General features: G+C 71.1%; 15 protein-coding genes and 1 pseudogene. All 16 read left to right on the forward strand.

Annotated features, from left to right (window positions below):
* Positions 1-5: 5 nt before the first annotated feature.
* The 16 genes and pseudogenes from lysA (at position 6) to CITRI_RS0108680 (ending at position 17,532) form a co-directional block, all read left to right on the forward strand.
* The gene (gene lysA / locus CITRI_RS0108605; RefSeq protein WP_010144329.1) at positions 6-1,496 is read left to right on the forward strand and encodes a diaminopimelate decarboxylase; all 1,491 of its coding nucleotides are present in this window, start codon (positions 6-8) and stop codon (positions 1,494-1,496) included.
* Positions 1,497-1,545: 49 nt separating this feature from the next.
* Entirely contained in the window at positions 1,546-2,916 is a 1,371-nt protein-coding gene (locus tag CITRI_RS0108610; protein WP_010144331.1) for a homoserine dehydrogenase, read from the forward strand.
* Between the two features lie 6 nt (positions 2,917-2,922).
* A complete protein-coding gene (gene thrC, locus CITRI_RS0108615; protein WP_029139160.1) occupies positions 2,923-4,035 on the forward strand; it encodes a threonine synthase in 1,113 nt (370 codons plus the stop codon).
* Positions 4,035-5,039, forward strand: a complete 1,005-nt coding sequence (gene thrB / locus CITRI_RS0108620) for a homoserine kinase (protein ID WP_010144333.1) — start codon at positions 4,035-4,037, stop codon at positions 5,037-5,039. The genes thrC and thrB overlap by 1 nt, the downstream gene beginning before the upstream one ends.
* Positions 5,040-5,336: 297 nt before the next feature.
* A complete protein-coding gene (gene rho / locus CITRI_RS0108625; protein ID WP_010144334.1) occupies positions 5,337-7,475 on the forward strand; it encodes a transcription termination factor Rho in 2,139 nt (712 codons plus the stop codon).
* Positions 7,476-7,603: 128 nt separating this feature from the next.
* Positions 7,604-8,710 (forward strand): peptide chain release factor 1, encoded by a 1,107-nt coding sequence (gene prfA / locus CITRI_RS17040; protein WP_010144335.1) that lies wholly within the window; start codon positions 7,604-7,606, stop codon positions 8,708-8,710.
* 22 nt (positions 8,711-8,732) lie between these two features.
* Positions 8,733-9,745, forward strand: a pseudogene (prmC, locus tag CITRI_RS17045) (peptide chain release factor N(5)-glutamine methyltransferase).
* Complete coding sequence (locus tag CITRI_RS0108640; RefSeq protein ID WP_010144338.1) at positions 9,742-10,443, forward strand: L-threonylcarbamoyladenylate synthase; 702 nt, start codon at positions 9,742-9,744, stop codon at positions 10,441-10,443. The pseudogene prmC and the gene CITRI_RS0108640 overlap by 4 nt, the downstream one beginning before the upstream one ends.
* A complete protein-coding gene (locus CITRI_RS0108645; protein ID WP_010144339.1) occupies positions 10,440-11,543 on the forward strand; it encodes an MraY family glycosyltransferase in 1,104 nt (367 codons plus the stop codon). The genes CITRI_RS0108640 and CITRI_RS0108645 overlap by 4 nt, the downstream gene beginning before the upstream one ends.
* Positions 11,540-11,989 carry a hypothetical protein gene (locus tag CITRI_RS17050; RefSeq protein WP_010144341.1) on the forward strand — a complete coding sequence of 150 codons (450 nt, stop codon included), beginning with the start codon at positions 11,540-11,542 and terminating at the stop codon, positions 11,987-11,989. Before CITRI_RS0108645 ends, CITRI_RS17050 begins: the two co-directional genes overlap by 4 nt.
* A gap of 225 nt (positions 11,990-12,214) precedes the next feature.
* A complete protein-coding gene (atpB, locus tag CITRI_RS0108655; RefSeq protein ID WP_010144342.1) occupies positions 12,215-13,027 on the forward strand; it encodes a F0F1 ATP synthase subunit A in 813 nt (270 codons plus the stop codon).
* A gap of 158 nt (positions 13,028-13,185) precedes the next feature.
* Positions 13,186-13,395 (forward strand): ATP synthase F0 subunit C, encoded by a 210-nt coding sequence (locus CITRI_RS0108660; RefSeq protein WP_010144343.1) that lies wholly within the window; start codon positions 13,186-13,188, stop codon positions 13,393-13,395.
* A gap of 69 nt (positions 13,396-13,464) precedes the next feature.
* On the forward strand, positions 13,465-14,040 hold the full coding sequence (locus CITRI_RS0108665) for a F0F1 ATP synthase subunit B (protein ID WP_010144344.1): 576 nt from the start codon (positions 13,465-13,467) through the stop codon (positions 14,038-14,040).
* Positions 14,040-14,849 (forward strand): F0F1 ATP synthase subunit delta, encoded by an 810-nt coding sequence (locus tag CITRI_RS0108670; RefSeq protein ID WP_010144345.1) that lies wholly within the window; start codon positions 14,040-14,042, stop codon positions 14,847-14,849. Before CITRI_RS0108665 ends, CITRI_RS0108670 begins: the two co-directional genes overlap by 1 nt.
* A gap of 81 nt (positions 14,850-14,930) precedes the next feature.
* Positions 14,931-16,568, forward strand: a complete 1,638-nt coding sequence (atpA, locus tag CITRI_RS0108675; protein ID WP_010144346.1) for a F0F1 ATP synthase subunit alpha — start codon at positions 14,931-14,933, stop codon at positions 16,566-16,568.
* A 70-nt stretch (positions 16,569-16,638) separates the two neighbouring features.
* Positions 16,639-17,532 carry a F0F1 ATP synthase subunit gamma gene (locus CITRI_RS0108680; RefSeq protein WP_010144347.1) on the forward strand — a complete coding sequence of 298 codons (894 nt, stop codon included), beginning with the start codon at positions 16,639-16,641 and terminating at the stop codon, positions 17,530-17,532.
* Positions 17,533-17,556: the final 24 nt, after the last annotated feature.

The following is a 17,556-nucleotide window of genomic DNA, read 5'->3' on the forward strand; positions in this document are numbered from 1 at the left end:
CGCCGATGCCGACCCCGACCGATCACGCGAACCCGGCCGCAGGACCCTCGCCGCTGGCGCCGGACTGGCTGGAGTACCCCCAGGACCCCAACGCCCTGGTCCCCAAGCTCTGGGCGGCCGGGGTGTCCCGCGACGACGACGGCGAGATCGCCGTGCAGGGCATTCCCGTCTCCCGGCTCGCCGCGGAGTTCGGCACCCCGTTGCTGGTCCTGGACGAGGAGGACTTCCGGTCCCGGGCACGGGCGTTCCGCGACGCCTTCGACGCGGCGTTCGCGGAACTCTGCGGGGGAGTGGACGTGTACTACGCCGGCAAGTCCTTCCTGTGCACCGCGGCCGCCCGGTGGGTCACCGAGGAGGGGTTGCGCCTGGACACCGCCTCCGGCGGTGAGCTGGCCATCGCGCTGCGCGCCGGGGTGGACCCGGCCCACATCGGCCTGCACGGCAACAACAAGTCCGATGCGGAACTGCGCCGTGCCCTGGACGCCGGCGTCGGGCGGATCGTCGTGGACTCCCTGGACGAGCTCGACCGGCTGGCCGCCCTGGCCGCCGAGGCCGGGGTGAGGGCGCCCGTGATGCTCCGGCTCACCCCGGGCGTGCACGCCCACACCCACGAGTTCATCGCCACCGCGCACGAGGACCAGAAGTTCGGCCTGTCGATGGCCGCCCCGGACGCCGGGCAGGGCAGCGGGACGGCCGGTTCTCCGGCGGCGGCCGCCGTGGCCCACGCCCTGGCGGCGGAGTCCATCGACCTGCTGGGCCTGCACTGCCACATCGGCTCCCAGATCTTCGAGGCCGAGGGCTTCGGGGTGGCGGCGGAGAAGCTGCTGGGCTTCCTGGCCGAGATCCGGGACACCCACGGCGTGGAACTGGCCGAGCTGGACCTCGGGGGCGGGCACGGCATCGCCTACACCGCCGCGGACGATCCGCGCACGCCCGAGGACATCGCCACCACCTTGGCCTCCGCCGTCCGGGCGGCCACCGAGCGCCTGGGGCTGGCCTGCCCGCGGATCTCGATCGAGCCGGGCCGGGCCATCTCCGGTCCCTCCACGTTCACCCTGTACGAGGCCGGCGTGCGCAAGACCGTGTCCGTGGACGCCCCGGACGCGGCGGGGGGCACGGGTGGGAGGACCCACCCCCGCCGGTACGTGTCCGTGGACGGCGGGATGAGCGACAACGCCCGCCCGGTGCTGTACGACTCCGACTATTCCGTGGCGCTGGCCTCGCGCACCTCGACCGAGCCCGCCGTGCTCTCCCGCGTGGTCGGCAAGCACTGCGAGTCCGGGGACATCGTGGTCCGGGACGCCTACCTGCCCGACGACGTCGCGCGCGGTGACCTGCTCGCGGTGCCCGCCACGGGTGCGTACTGCCACTCGCTGTCCAGCAATTACAACCAGCTCACGCGTCCGGCCATCGTGGCCGTCCGGGACGGGCAGGCCCGTGTCATCATCCGGCGGGAGACCGAAGAGGACCTCTTCGCCCGCGAGACCGGCCTCTGACGCCCTCCCCGGACACCCCAGCACTTCATCCCAGACCCAACGGAGGACCATGACCGACACGATCCCGCCCCTGAAGATCGCGCTGCTCGGCGCCGGCACCGTCGGCTCCCAGGTGGCCCGCATCCTCACCGAGGACGCCCGGATGCTCGCGGCCCGCGTGGGCGCCGAGCTCGAACTGGTCGGGGTGTTCGTCCGCAACCCCGAGGGAGCGCGTGACTACCAGCTGCCCCGCGAGCTCTACACCTCGGACGCCGAGTCCCTCGTGGACTCCGCGGACATCGTCATCGAGTTGCTGGGCGGGATCGAACCGGCCAAGACGCTCATCGAGCGGGCCATCGCCAACGGCTCGGCCGTGATCACCGGGAACAAGGCGCTGCTGGCCCAGTGCGGCAGCCAGCTGTTCGCCGCGGCCGCCAAGGCCGGCACGCAACTGTCCTTCGAGGCCTCGGTGGGCGGGGCCATCCCGATCCTGCGGCCGCTGCGCGACTCCCTCTCCGGGGACCGCGTCAACCGGGTCATGGGCATCGTCAACGGCACCACGAACTACATCCTCGACCAGATGGACACCACCGGTGCGTCCTTCGACGACGCCCTGGCCGAGGCGCAGCGGCTCGGCTACGCGGAGGCGGACCCGACGGCCGACGTCGAGGGCCTGGACGCCGCGGCCAAGGCCGCGATCCTGGCCAACCTGGCCTTCCACGCGTCGTTCTCCATGGACAAGGTCCACGCCGAGGGCATCACCCGGATCACCGCGGCTGACAACGAGGCCGCCGCCGAGGCCGGATACGTCATCAAGCTGCTCGCGATCGCCGAGCGCATCCGGTCCGAGGCCGGCGTCGACGGAGCCGTGCTGCGGGTGCATCCGACCCTGTTGCCGCGGGAGCACCCGCTGGCCGCCGTGCGCGGTGCCTACAACGCCGTGTTCGTGGAGGCCGACAACGCCGGTGAACTCATGTTCTACGGGCCCGGTGCCGGGGGTGCTCCCACGGCCAGCGCGGTCATGGGGGACACCGTGTCCATCGCCCGCCGACTGGTCCGCGGCGGGCCCGGCCGCACGCGCACCCCGAAGAGGGCCCTGGCGGCCCTGGACGTCGGAGAGGCCACCACGAGCTACATGATCGTGCTGCGCGTGGCCGACCGGCCCGGCGTGCTGGCCGCCATCGCCACGGTCGTGGCCGAGCACGGCGTGTCGATCGAGGCGATGCGGCAGGTGCCGCTGCCCGAGGACAGCGCCGTCTACGAGGTGCACGCCGCCGAGGGCGTGCCCGGTTCCCCGGGAGCGGAGGGGCCGGCCGAATCCCTGCTGCGGATCACCACCCACCGCGCCCGGGAACGGGCCCTGGCCTCCACCGTCACCGCCATCAAGGAGCTGGACGCAGTGACCGACGTGGTCTCCGTCCTGCGCGTCGAAGGGAACTGAACACCAGTGGCACACCAATGGCGCGGAGTGATCCGCGAGTATGCAGACCGGCTGCCCGTCAGCGAGTCCACCCGGGTGGTGACCCTGGGCGAGGGCGGTACCCCGCTGATCGAGGCACCGGCCCTGTCCCGGCTCGTCGAGGGCGAGGTCTGGGTCAAGTTCGAGGGCATGAACCCCACGGGCTCCTTCAAGGACCGCGGCATGACCATGGCCATCACGGCCGCCGTGGAGCAGGGGGCGAAGGCCGTCGTCTGCGCCTCCACCGGCAACACCTCCGCCTCGGCCGCCGCCTACGCCACCCAGGCGGGACTGACCTGCGCGGTGCTGGTGCCGGAGGGCAAGATCGCCATGGGCAAGCTGTCCCAGGCGATCGCCCACGGGGCCACGCTGCTGCAGGTGGACGGGAACTTCGACAATTGCCTCGACGTGGCCCGCAAGCTCTCCGAGAACTACCCGGTGTTCCTGGTCAACTCCGTGAACCCCAACCGCATCGAGGGCCAGAAGACCGGTGCCTTCGAGGTGGTGGACGCCCTCGGCGACGCCCCCGACTACCACCTGCTGCCCGTGGGCAACGCGGGCAACATCACCGCCTACTGGAAGGGGTACCGCGAGTACTCCCAGCCGTACACCAACCCGCACCCCGGCGCCGCAGCCGGCGAGCTGCCGGCCGTGTCCACCAGGACGCCTGTGATGTGGGGCTTCCAGGCCGCCGGCGCCGCACCCATCGTGCTGGGCCATCCGGTCACGGACCCGGACACGCTGGCCACGGCGATCCGGATCGGCAACCCGGCCTCCTGGGAGCAGGCAGAGGCCGCCCGGGACGAGTCCGGGGGACTGATCGACTCCGTGACCGACGAGGAGATCCTCGCCGCCCACCGCTGGCTGTCCGCCAAGGAGGGCGTCTTCGTGGAGCCCGCCTCGGCCGCCGGGGTGGCCGGGCTGATCAAGCACCACGGGCTCGGCAACGTGCCCACCGGCAAGCGCTGGGTCATCACGGTCACCGGTCACGGGCTGAAGGACCCCCAGTGGGCCCTGCGCAATGCCGACGGCTCGGACGTGGAGCCCCAGAGGGTGCCCTTCGACGTCGTGGCGGTGGCCGAGGCGCTGGGGCTGTCGTGATGCCCGCCGCCGAGCCACGGACCACGCCACCGGCCACCGGGTCCCGGGCACTGCGGACCGTGCCCGTCGGGATCACGGTGCGCGTCTCCGTCCCGGCGACGTCGGCGAACCTCGGGCCGGGCTTCGACTCGATGGGCCTGGCCCTGGACCTGCGTGACGAGGTCGTCATCACCACGGTGGCCGAGGGGTTCTCCGCCGTCGTGGAGGGAGAGGGCTCCGGTTCCGTGCCCACGGACGGCACCCACCTGGTGATCGCCACCCTGCGCGAGTACCTCGCCGAGCGCGGCTGGGAGGTCCCGGGGATCGAGCTGGTGGCCACCAACCGGATCCCGCACGGGCGGGGACTGGGGTCCTCCGCGGCCGCCCACGCCACCGCGGTGCTGGCCGCCGACGCACTGCTGCCCGAGTCCGAGCGGGCCTCGGCGGAGGGGCTGCTGGACGCCTCGGCGGGCCTGGAGGGCCACCCGGACAACGTCGCCCCGGCGCTGACCGGCGGTTTCGCGGTCTCCTGGGGTGAGGTCGGCGGTTACCAGTCCGTGCGGATGGCCGTCCATCCGGACGTGGTGCCCGTGGTCGCGATCCCCGAGGAGCCGCTGAGCACGGAGACGGCCCGCGGGCTGCTGCCGCCGCAGGTCCCGCACCACGTGGCCGCGGCGAACGCGGGCCGGGCCGCCCTGCTGGTCCACGCCCTGACCGCGGACCCGTCCCGGTTGCTCCCGGCCACCCAGGACTGGCTGCACCAGGACTACCGCGAGCCGGCCATGCCAGAGTCCGTCGGGCTGGTCCGTGCGCTGCGCGCCGAGGGCCTGGCCGCCGTCGTGTCCGGTGCCGGGCCGACGGTGATGGTGCTGGCCCCCGACCAGGCGAGCGCCGAGCGGGCCCGCGGGACCATGGAGTCCGCCCTCAGCGGATCGGCGCAGGGGTGGCGTGTGCGCATTCTCCCGGTGGACTCGGCGGGTGCTAAGGTGGAATCACACCACACAGGCCATCCCCCTCGGGGCTGAAGCCGGCCGGACCCCGTTTCTACGTGGAGCCGGTGGACGGTGTGGATCCAGGCACCGAGCGGACCGAAGGCGGTCCTGCTGGGCCCCGGCCTGTCACGGCACCCTGGATCGCCCCTCCCGGACCGTCTGCGGTCCGGTCGGCGCCATCCGGCGCCACGTCCATCGGCCGTCATTCCGGCCGGCGGACTCGAATCCCGGTCTTCAGCCCCTGGTTCTCCAGTGTTCACGGGGCGGCCGGAGCACACGTAGCGGGATCCCTCCAGTCGGATCCCGCCTGACGAGGGAGAAGGAACCTTCGTGACCGAAACCACTGAACTGCCCACGGCATCCGAGGGCAATTCCCCCCAGGCCCCCACCGGTGGCGGCCTGGCCGGCCTCAAGCTCGCACAGTTGCAGGCCCTGGCCTCCCAGCTCGGCATCACCGGGGGCTCCCGGATGCGCAAGTCCGACCTCGTGGCCGCCATCTCCAGCCACCAGCGCGGCGGCGCCGTGGCCGACCGCAAGCCCGAGCACAAGGATGCCGCCGACAAGGCCACCGCGGGCGACGGCGCCACGGGGACCGCCTCCGGCCGTAGCACCCGGGGCCGGGGTGCCGCCAAGCAGGCCGACGCTCCGTCCGTGACGGGCGCTGACGCCGCCGCGGCCGACACCTCCGCCCCCGCACAGCAGGAGGCCGGTCCGCAGTCCGCCGCCGAGAAGTCCGATGAGTCCGGCCAGGGCGCCGGCCGACCGGCCCGCCGTTCGCGCTCCCGCCGCGCCGAGTCCCCGGCCGGTACCTCGGCGGAGGCTCCGGCCGAGGCGGCTCCGGCCGCGGACGCCGACGGCGCAGCGGACCAGCAGCAGTCCGGCGGTTCCGGCCGCGGTGCCCGCCAGCAGGAGGCGCGCGAGGGCGGCCAGGACCAGCAGTCCGGCCGCGGCTCGCGCAACCGCTCCGAGAACCGTGACCAGCGCGGGGAGTCCCGGGACGGCGACCAGGACCAGCAGGCCGGTCGCGGCTCCCGCAACCAGGGCGAGGGCCGTGACGGTGGCCAGGACCAGCAGTCCGGCCGCGGCTCGCGGAACCGCTCCGAGAACCGTGACCAGCGCGGGGAGTCCCGGGACGGCGGCCAGGACCAGCAGTCCGGCGGGGGACGCGGCCGCAACGACAACCGCAACGACCGCGACGACGATCCCAACAGCCGCCGCAATCGCCGCAACCGCAACCGCAACGACCGCAACCGCAACCGTCGCGGGCGCAGCGGTCCGGAGGTGGACGACACCGAGGTGACCGAGGACGACGTGCTGCTGCCCGTCGCCGGCATCCTGGACGTGCTGGACAACTACGCCTTCGTGCGCACCTCCGGTTACCTGCCGGGGTCGAACGACGTCTACGTCTCGCTGTCCATGGTCAAGAAGTACGGGCTGCGCAAGGGTGACGCCGTCACCGGTGCCATCCGCGCGCCCCGCGACGGGGAGAGCCAGGGCAGCGGCGGCAGCAACCGCCAGAAGTTCAACGCCCTGGTGAAGCTGACCTCGGTCAACGGCCAGCCCGCCGAGGACACCCCGAAGCGCGTCGAGTTCAACAAGCTGGTGCCCCTGTACCCGCAGGAGCGCCTGCGCCTGGAGACCGACCCCAAGCTGATCGGCCCGCGTGTCATCGACCTCGTGGCCCCCATCGGCAAGGGCCAGCGTGGCCTGATCGTCTCGCCGCCCAAGGCCGGTAAGACGATGATCCTGCAGTCGATCGCCAACGCCATCACCACCAACAACCCCGAGGTGCACCTGATGATGGTGCTGGTGGACGAGCGGCCCGAGGAAGTCACCGACATGCAGCGTTCGGTCAAGGGCGAGGTCATCGCCTCGACCTTCGACCGCCCGGCGGATGACCACACGACCGTGGCCGAGCTGGCGATCGAGCGGGCCAAGCGGCTGGTGGAGATGGGCCGCGACGTCGTCGTGCTGCTCGACTCCATGACCCGACTGGGCCGTGCCTACAACCTGGCCGCCCCCGCCTCCGGACGCATCCTCTCCGGTGGCGTGGACTCCTCGGCCCTGTACCCGCCGAAGCGCTTCTTCGGTGCCGCCCGCAACATCGAGAACGGCGGGTCGCTGACCATCCTGGCGACCGCCCTCGTGGAGACCGGGTCCAAGATGGACGAGGTCATCTTCGAGGAGTTCAAGGGCACCGGCAACATGGAGCTGCGCCTGTCCCGCCAGCTGGCGGACAAGCGGATCTTCCCGGCCGTGGACGTCAACGCCTCCGGCACCCGCCGCGAGGAGAACCTGCTCTCCGGCGAGGAGATCAAGATCATGTGGAAGCTGCGCCGGGTGCTGTCCGGCCTGGACACGCAGCAGGCACTGGAGATCCTGACCAACAAGATCAAGGACACCCAGTCCAACGCCGAGTTCCTCATGCTGGTCTCGAAGACCACGCTGGGGCCCAAGGGCGAGAAGTAGCACCGACGCCGGCCCCCGGCCCACCGCACGGACGCGGCGGGCCGGGGGCTGAGTCGTTCCCACCGACCCCCACCACCGATCCCCGCTGACGGCCACCGCCCGGGCGGCCACTGACTGAAGGAACCACCATGTTCGAGTCCGTGCAGGAGCTGCTGGACGAGCACCGTGAACTCACCGAGCGGCTCGCCGACCCGGCCGTCCACCAGGACCAGGCCCTGTCCCGCAGGCTCGGACGCCGGTACGCGGAGCTCAACGGGATCGTCTCCGCGCACCGGGCCTGGCGGCAGGCCGCCGAGGACCTGGCGGACGCGACGGAACTGGGACAGGACGACCCGGACTTCGCGGCCGAGGTGCCGGCCCTGCAGGATGCCGCGGACCAGGCCGCGGAGCGACTGCGCCGGCTGCTCATCCCGCGCGACCCCTCGGACGCGCGCGACGCCATCCTGGAGATCAAGGGTGGTGAGGGCGGCGAGGAGGCCGCCCTGTTCGCCGCGGACCTGCTGCGCATGTACGTGCGCTTCGCCGAGTCCAAGGGCTGGAAGACGGAGATCCTCTCGTCCACCGAGTCCGACCTGGGCGGGTACAAGGACGTCCAGGTGGCCATTAAGGGTTCCTCCACCGACCCGGCGGAGGGGGTCTACGCCCACCTGAAGTTCGAGGGCGGGGTGCACCGCGTGCAGCGGGTGCCCGTGACCGAGTCGCAGGGCCGGATCCACACCTCGGCCGCCGGCGTGCTGGTGTTCCCGGAGGTCGATGAGCCGGAGGAGGTCCAGATCGGCGCGAACGACCTGAAGATCGACGTGTTCCGGTCCTCGGGCCCCGGCGGCCAGTCCGTCAACACCACGGACTCCGCCGTGCGCATCACGCACCTGCCGACCGGGATCGTGGTGTCCATGCAGAACGAGAAGTCCCAGATCCAGAACCGCGAGGCCGGCATGCGGGTGCTGCGCTCGAGGCTGCTGGCCCACCAGCAGGAGCAGCTCGACGCCGAGAACGCGGCCACGCGGGCCTCCCAGGTACGCACCATGGACCGGTCCGAGCGGATCCGCACCTACAACTACCCGGAGAACCGGATCGCCGACCACCGGACCGGGTACAAGTCCTACAACCTGGACGCCGTCCTGGACGGGGATCTGGGCCCCGTCCTGCAATCCTGCATCGACCTGGACGAACAGCACCGGCTGGAGTCGCTGGGCCAGCACTCCGGGCGGGACCAGGCCGGCCGGGGGAGGTAGGGGAACGCCCATGACAGACGCGATGACCACGCAGCGCACCACCCCCTCACGGCCTCGCCCGACGCCGGTGACCACCGGTGGTGCCCCCGGTGCCCGGTCCGCGGGAGCACCGCAGGACCGGGGGCTGGATGTCCTGCTGCGCTCCGGGACCGAGCTGCTGGCCGCCGCCGGGGTGCCGTCCCCTCGCGCCGACGCCGAGCTCTTGGCCGCCCACGTCCTGGGCGCCTCGCGCGGTGAGGTGGCCGCGTGGGCGGTGTCCGGACGCGCCCTGACCGGGGTGCAGGCCGTGGACCTCCGCCGCCTGCTGATCTCCCGGTCCACGCGCACGCCGCTGCAGTACCTGACCGGCACCGCCCCTTCCGGTCCGTGGACCTGCAGGTCGGCCCCGGGGTGTTCCTGCCCCGGCCGGAGACCGAGCTCGTGGCCGGACGGGCCATCGAGGCCCTCGCCGACGCCGTGCGGGTGCGCGGGGCGGGGACTGTCACCGGCGTGGACCTGTGCACCGGTTCCGGGGCGATCGCGGCCGCGCTGGCCGCGGAGGTCCCCGGGGCACAGTTGCACGCGGTCGAGGCCGACCCGGAGGCCGCCCGGTGGGCCGCCGCCAACCTCGGACCGCGCGGTGTCGACCTGCACCTGGGCGACGCCGCCACCGCACTGTCCGCGCTCGACGGCCGCGTCGACGTCGTGGTGTCCAACCCGCCCTACGTCCCCGACGGACGCATCCCGGAGCAGGCAGAGGCGCGCCGCGACCCCGAGCTCGCGCTCTACGGCGGGGGAGCGGACGGCATGCGGATGCCGGCCGTGATCGCCGCGACGGCGGCCCGGCTGTTGCGTCCCGGCGGCGTGCTGGTCATGGAGCACGACGACACCCAGGAGGCCGCCATGGCCCGACTGCTCGCCCGCGACGGGCTGTTCACCGCGGTGCTCACCCACGACGACCTCAACGACCGGCCGCGGTTCACCGAGGCCGTCCGCACCGCCCGCCCGGTACAGGGGCGGGCCACCGGGGACGACGATGGGACAATGGCACCGTGAGCGTGATGATCGACTGCACCACTGAGCCCGGACTGGACGAGGGCATCGCGGCCGCGCGGCAGGCCCTGGGCCGGCAGCAGTGCGTCGTGCTGCCGACCGACACCGTCTACGGGATCGGCGCCGACGCCTTCTCGCCCCAGGCCGTGGCCGTCCTGCTGGCCGCCAAGGGCCGCGGTCGCTCGATGCCCCCGCCCGTGCTGATCGGGGCCCCCCAGGTCATGGACGGGCTGGCCGTGGAGATCCCCGAGGCCGCCCGGGAGCTGGCCGAGGCCTTCTGGCCCGGTGCCCTCACCCTGATCCTCACCGCGCAGCCGTCGCTGGCCTGGGACCTGGGGGAGACCCGGGGGACCGTGGCGCTGCGGGTTCCCGACGACCAGGTCGCCCGCGAGCTGCTCCAGGAGGTCGGTCCGATGGCCGTCTCCAGCGCCAACCGCACCGGCCTGCCGGCCGCGACGTCGGCCCGGGCCGCCGAGGAGATGCTCGGCGACTCCGTGGCCGTCTACCTCGACGACGGCGACCGCGACCTCTCCGCACCCTCGACCATCATCGACTGCACGGTCTCGCCGTTCCGGGTGGTCCGCCAGGGCGCCCTGGCCTTCTCCGAGCTCGTCGGCGTCGTCCCCGACCTGGTGGGACCGGAACCGGACGCCACCGGTGACGCGGTCCGGTCCGGTCCGGCGGCACCGGGCGGACGATGAGGGCCTACCTCCTGCTGCTGGTCCTGTCCGCCCTCGTCAGCTTCGTCCTGACTCCCGCGGTCCGGGTCCTGGCACTGAAGGGACGGGTCTACACCCCCCGCCGCCAGCGGGACGTCCACCGCCGCCCGGTGCCGAAGCTCGGCGGGGTGGCCATGCTCGCCGGCGTCCTGGCCGGCCTCGGCATCGGGGCCATGGTCCCATTCCTGGACGGGATCTTCACCGATCCCGACCCGGTGCGCGGAATCCTCCTGGCCCTCGCCGTGGTCCTGGTCATGGGGGTGGCCGATGACCTGTGGGACCTGCACTGGACGCTCAAGCTCACCGGCCAGGTCGGCGCCGCCGCACTGGTGGCCCTGCACGGCATCCGCGTCGAGGCCATGCCGGTGGGCTGGATCCCGGTGGGCAGCGAACCCGTCCAGATCGGGCTGACGATCTTCATCCTGGTGCTCACCATGAACGCCATCAACTTCGTGGACGGACTGGACGGGCTGGCCGCCGGCATCGCGGTGATCGGCGGATCGGCGTTCTTCATCTACTCGTACCTGCTGACCCGCACCATCAACCAGTTCGACTACTCCAACCTGGCCACCCTGCTGATGGCACTGCTCGTCGGCTGCTGCCTGGGGTTCCTGCCGCACAACTTCAACCCGGCCCGGATCTTCATGGGGGAGGTCGGGGCGATGCTCATCGGACTGCTCCTGGCCACGGCCGCGGTCGCCGTCACCGCCGACTTCGAGGCGATGGAGGGCTTCCGCTTCCGGAACGTGCCGGCGTACATGCCCATCCTGCTGCCGATCGCCGTGGTGGCCCTGCCACTGATCGACCTCTCGCTGGCCGTGGTTCGACGCACCGCCCGGGGCTCCAGCCCGTTCTCGGCCGACCGCGGCCACCTGCACCACAAGCTCGTGGACGGTGGCTACACGCACCGGCAGGCGGTCCTGCTGCTCTACCTGTGGGCCTTCCTCATCGCCTACGGGGTGGTGTCGCTGAACTTCCTCGACTGGCGCATCGTGCTGCCGGTCCTGGCCGTGCTGCTGATCGGCGCCGGCTACCTGACCCTGCATCCCTGGGTCCGCCGTTCCAGAAGGGGGAGCCGATGAGGCCCGCACCGAAGACCCGACGATCCACCGGTGCGGCCCGCGCGCCCCGCCAGAACACCCGCGGCTGGTGGGGGATCCTCACGGCCTGCCTGGCCGTGGGTCTCCTCACGCTCGCCGTCGCCACCCTCATCGCCTGGCCGGTGGCCGGCGCCGGGGCCGCCGGGTCCCTGGGACTGGCCGGCGCCGCCGTCGTCGCCCTGTCCGCCGCGACCCTGGCGCTCACCGCCTGGTCCTGGAACCGCTGGCGTGACCAGGCCATCGTCATCGCCGTGTTCGGCTTCGTGGTCAAGCTCGTGCTGATGGCGGTGCTGCTCACGGCGGTGCCCGCCCCGGGGTGGCTCCAGCCCCTCCCCGCGGGCGTGGGCGCGCTCCTGGCGATCCTCGTCTGGCAGGCCACCGAGGTGGCCGTCTTCGCTCGCACCCGGCAGCAGATCTACGACGACTGAGCGCCTCGACCGGCGCGACTTCGACACAACGTAGAAATAAATCGTCCTGGGGCCCGAAAACCGCGCCGAAACGGCCGATCTGGTCATGAGCACCGTGCCCGGTTTGATAGGCTCATCAACGATCAATAACGACGGTCCGGGCCGAGCCGTGTCGCCGCCCGGGACCACGTGGAGGGAACGCCCACTGACCGCGTTCCGCTGACGGACACTGCAGAGAGGATCAGCGTGCTACCGATCGTGCTCGCCAGCTCCACCAACGAGGGTGGATTTGTTCCTCCCACGATCGACGACGCTCACCTCCCCGATCTGATCCCGTGGTTCGCCGAGTACGGCACCGGCTTCGGCAAGCAGATGGCCATGATCATCCTGTCGGTCATCCTCATCGCCGCCTTCTTCATGCTGGCGATGCGCAAGGCGCAGCTCAAGCCCGGCAAGGTCCAGTGGCTGGCCGAGTCCGGTTACGCGTTCGTGCGCAACGGCATCGGCCGGGACATCATCGGCGAGAAGGAGTTCAAGGCCTGGGTGCCGTTGCTGTTCGGCCTCTTCTTCTTCATCCTGCTGAACAACATCTTCGGCGCCATCCCGCTGCTGCAGCTGCCGAGCTTCTCGCACGCCGGTTCGGCCTACGCCATGGCGCTGATCGTCTACATCATCTGGATCGGCGTCGGCGTCCGCCGCAACGGGCCGCGTTACTTCAAGCTCGCCGTCGTCCCCAGCGGGGTGCCGGGCTGGATCCTGCCGCTGCTGGTGCCGCTGGAGATCATCTCCAACTTCATCGTCCGCCCGCTGACCCACTCCCTGCGTCTGATGGCCACCATGCTCTCCGGGCACATGATCGTGATGCTGGCCGGCACCGGAGCGCAGTTCCTCATCATGGAGACCGGGAACCTCGCCCTGCAGGGCACCGGCGTGCTGGTGATCATCGGGTTCGTGGCCATGTACTTCCTGGAGCTGCTGATCATGTTCCTGCAGGCCTTCGTCTTCACCCTGCTGACCGCGATCTACATCCAGGGCGCCCTCGCCGCCAACGAACACTGACCTTCCGGCCCCGCGCCCAGCCCGCAGTAGACGGGACGGAGCGGGAACGGGGTGACGGACGCCGTCCGGCACCACCTGACTTCCCGGTACCGGCAATCGCCGGAACCACGCCGGGGATTCCCTCACAACCTGCCGCCTGGCATCTTGAAAGGAACACCATGGAAATCACCGGTAACCTGAACCTCATCGGCTACGGCCTGGCCGCCATCGGCTCCGCGATCGGCGTGGGCCTGATCTTCGCCGCCTACATCAACGGCGTCGCCCGCCAGCCGGAGGCCCAGCGCATCCTGCAGCCGATCGCCCTGCTCGGCTTCGCCCTGGCCGAGGCCCTCGCCATCCTGGGCCTGGTCTTCGCCTTCGTCCTCTAATTCCTGTCCATCCTCGGCCGGCAGTCCGGCCACCCATGACAGGAAATATCACCAAAGGATGGTTGAACCATGATCAGGTCTGAAACGATCCTCGCGGCAGCCGAGGGGGCGAATCCTCTCGTCCCCAACTGGTGGGAGGTGCTGGTCACCGCCGTCGGCTTCGCCGTGCTGATGTTCCTCGTGATCAAGTACATCGCACCGGCCCTGGAGAAGGCTTACCAGGATCGGTACGCCGCGATCGAAGGCGGCCTCGAGAAGGCCGAGAAGGCCCAGGCCGAGGCCAACGCCCTCAAGGCGAACTACGAGCAGCAGCAGCAGGAGGGGTACGCCGAGGCCAACCGCATCCGCGAGGAGGCGCGCGCCGAGGGTGCCCAGATCCTGGCCGACGCCCGCGAGAAGGCCTCCGCCGAGGCGGCCCGCATCGTCGAGCAGGCCCACACGCAGATCGCCGCCGAGCGCCTGCAGGCCGAGTCCTCGCTGCGCAACGACGTCGGCGCCCTGGCCACCACCCTGGCCGGTCGCATCGTGGGTGAGTCCCTCGAGGACGATGCCCGCTCGCAGCGCGTCGTGGACCGGTTCCTCGCGGACCTCGAGCGCAGCGAGACCGTGGGCCAGGCCTCCACCAGCGCAGGTGCTGCTGAGTAATGGCCGGTGCATCTTCCGACTCACTGACGGCCGCCCGCCGGGACCTGGACTCCGTCCTGACCTCCGGTGGACTCCCGCTGGCCGGCGAACTGTTCTCGGCACTCGGGACGGTCGACTCCAGCGCGCCCCTGCGCCGGGCCCTGACCGATCCCTCGTGGACGACCGAGCGTCGCGTCGGCGTGGTCCGGTCCCTGTTCGGCGGCAAGCTCTCCGAGGCGGGCTTCACCGTCTTGGCCGACCTCGCCGGCCGCCGGTGGTCCCAGGACCGGGACTTCGGTGATGCGCTCGAGCAGCTGGCCACCACCGCGGTGGCCGGGTCAGCCGAACGCGAGGGCCTGGGCGGACTGGAACGGCTCTCGGACGAGCTGTTGTCCTTCAACCGTGCGGTCGGGGAATCCCATGATCTCCAGCGTGCACTGACGGATCCGCAGGCCCCCGCCGCAGCCCGGGGCACCCTGGCCGAGCGACTGATGGGAGGCGCCTCCCCGGAGGCGCGCCTGCTGGTGCGCCAGGCCGTGGAGAACCCGCGCGGCAGCAAGCCGGTCGACCTGGTCCGGGACTTCGTGGACGCCGTGGCCCAGCGCCAGCGGACGTGGATCGCCGAGGTCACGGTCGCCCGTCCGCTCGGGCCCGGGCAGCAGGAACGCCTGGCCTCCGGGCTCAAGCGCCTCTTCGGCCGCGACCTGAAGCTGGACGTGGCCGTCGATCCGGAACTGGTCGGTGGCATCCGGGTCCAGGTGGGCGACGACGTCGTCGACTCCTCCCTCCAGACCCGGCTCCTCGACCTCCAGCGGAAACTGGCCGGCTGAGGCCGGTCCGACGAATCCACCCAGACACCTTCGGTCATCGTCATCTCGATGATCACCAACGTTAGAGAGCAGGGAACGCAGATGGCCGACTTGACCATCAACGCTGACGATGTTCGCAATGCCCTGAATGAATTCGCGGCATCCTACGAACCGGCCGGCACCGAACGTGTGGAGGTCGGCCACGTCGTCTCCGCCGCGGACGGCATCGCCCGTGTGGAGGGACTGCCCTCCGCCATGGCCAACGAGCTGCTTCGCTTCGAAGACGGCACGCTCGGCCTGGCCCAGAACCTCGACACCCGTGAGATCGGCGTCGTCGTCCTGGGTGACTTCCAGGGCATCGAGGAGGGCCAGGAGGTGCAGCGCACCGGGGAGGTCCTCTCCGTCCCGGTGGGCGATGCCTTCCTGGGCCGCGTCGTGGACCCGCTGGGTGCACCCATCGACGACCTGGGCCCGATCCAGGCCGAGGGCCGCCGCGCCATGGAGCTGCAGGCGCCGGGCGTGACCCAGCGCAAGTCCGTCGAGGAGCCGCTCCAGACCGGCATGAAGTCCATCGACGCGATGATCCCGATCGGCCGCGGCCAGCGCCAGCTGATCATCGGTGACCGCCAGACGGGCAAGACCGCCATCGGCATCGACACGATCCTGAACCAGAAGGACAACTGGGCCTCGGGCGACCCGAAGAAGCAGGTCCGCTGCATCTACGTGGCCGTCGGCCAGAAGGCCTCGACCATCGCCGCCGTCCGCCACACCCTGGAGGAGAACGGTGCGCTGGAGTACACCACGATCGTGGCGTCCCCGGCCTCCGACCCGGCAGGCTTCAAGTACCTGGCCCCCTACGCCGGCTCGGCCATCGGCCAGCACTGGATGTACGGCGGCAAGCACGTCCTGATCATCTTCGACGACCTCTCCAAGCAGGCCGAGGCCTACCGCGCGGTCTCGCTGCTGCTGCGCCGCCCGCCGGGACGCGAGGCCTACCCGGGCGACGTGTTCTACCTGCACTCCCGGCTACTGGAGCGTTGTGCCAAGCTCTCCGACGACCTCGGCGGCGGGTCCATGACCGGCCTGCCGATCGTGGAGACCAAGGCGAACGACGTCTCGGCCTACATCCCGACCAACGTCATCTCCATCACCGACGGCCAGATCTTCCTGCAGTCGGACCTGTTCAACGCCAACCAGCGTCCGGCCGTGGACGTGGGCATCTCCGTGTCCCGCGTCGGCGGCGCCGCGCAGATCAAGGCCATGAAGAAGGTCTCCGGCACCCTGAAGCTGGACCTGGCCCAGTACCGCGACCAGCAGGCCTTCGCCATGTTCGCCTCGGACCTGGATCCGGCCACCCGCCGCCAGCTGGCCCGTGGCGAGCGTCTGACCGAGCTGCTGAAGCAGCCGCAGTACAACCCGTACCCGGTCGAGGAGCAGGTCGTGTCCATCTGGGCCGGCGCCAACGGCCACCTGGACGAGGTCCCGGTCGAGGACGTGCTGCGGTTCGAGCGCGAGTTCCTGGATCACCTGCGCCACAAGGACCTGGTCCTGGCGTCGATCCGGGAGACCGGGAAGCTCGAGGACTCCGCCCTGGAGACCCTCAAGGCCGAGGTCGAGTCCTTCAAGAAGGGCTTCTCCGGCGAGGGCGACAGCCAGCTCGTGGCCGCCGGGCACGAGGAATACGATCCGCTGGCGGCCGACGCGGTCACCCAGGAAAAGATCGTCAAGCAGAAGCGCTGACCGTGACCGCTCACCGGTGTCCGACCGCAGGGTCGGGCACCGGTGAGCGGGAACGAAGGAAAGGACAACCATGGGAGCCCAGATCCGGGTCTACCGCCAGAAGATCGCCTCGACGCAGTCGATGCAGAAGATCTTCAAGGCGATGGAGCTGATCGCCACGTCCCGTATCGGCAAGGCCCGCGAACGCGTGGCCGCCTCGCTGCCGTACGCCAACGCGATCACCCGGGCCGTGTCCGCCGTGTCATCGCAGCAGGACATCGAGCACGTGCTGACCTCCGAGGTGGAGAACCCTCGCCGTTCGGCCGTGCTGATCCTGTCCTCGGACCGTGGCATGGCCGGCGCATACTCCGCCAACATCCTGCGCCACGCCGAGGAGCTGCTGGAGAAGCTGCACTCCGAGGGCAAGGAGACTGACGTCTACCTCGTCGGCCGCAAGGCCCAGGGGTACTTCGACTTCCGCGGCCGTGAGTACAAGGACCTCTGGTCCGGGGACACCGACAGCCCGAAGTTCGAGCGCGCCCGGGAGATCGGCCGCACGCTGGTCGACTCGTTCCTGCACGACACCGAGGACGGTGGCGTGGACGAGATCCACGTCGTCTTCACCGAGTTCCACTCGCTCGTCAGCCAGGTGCCGACCGTCGTCCGGCTGCTGCCCCTCGAGGTGGTGGAGGAGGAGGTCACCGACGAGACCGAGCTGCTGCCGCTCTACGAGTACGAGCCGGCACCGGAGGACGTCCTCGACGCCCTGCTGCCGAAGTACATCGAGTCCCGGATCTTCTCGGCGATGCTCCAGTCGGCCGCCTCGGAACTGGCCAACCGCCAGCGGGCCATGAAGTCCGCCGGTGACAACGCCAAGGACCTCGTCCGCGAGTACACGCTCAAGATGAACAACGCCCGCCAGGCCGAGATCACCCAGGAACTCACCGAGCTGATCGCCGGTGCGGACGCGCTCAGCGCATCCTGACCCCGGGCCGGCCGGCACCACAGC

It is taken from the genome of Citricoccus sp. CH26A (assembly GCF_000224415.1).
Classification (GTDB): Bacteria; Actinomycetota; Actinomycetes; order Actinomycetales; family Micrococcaceae; genus Citricoccus.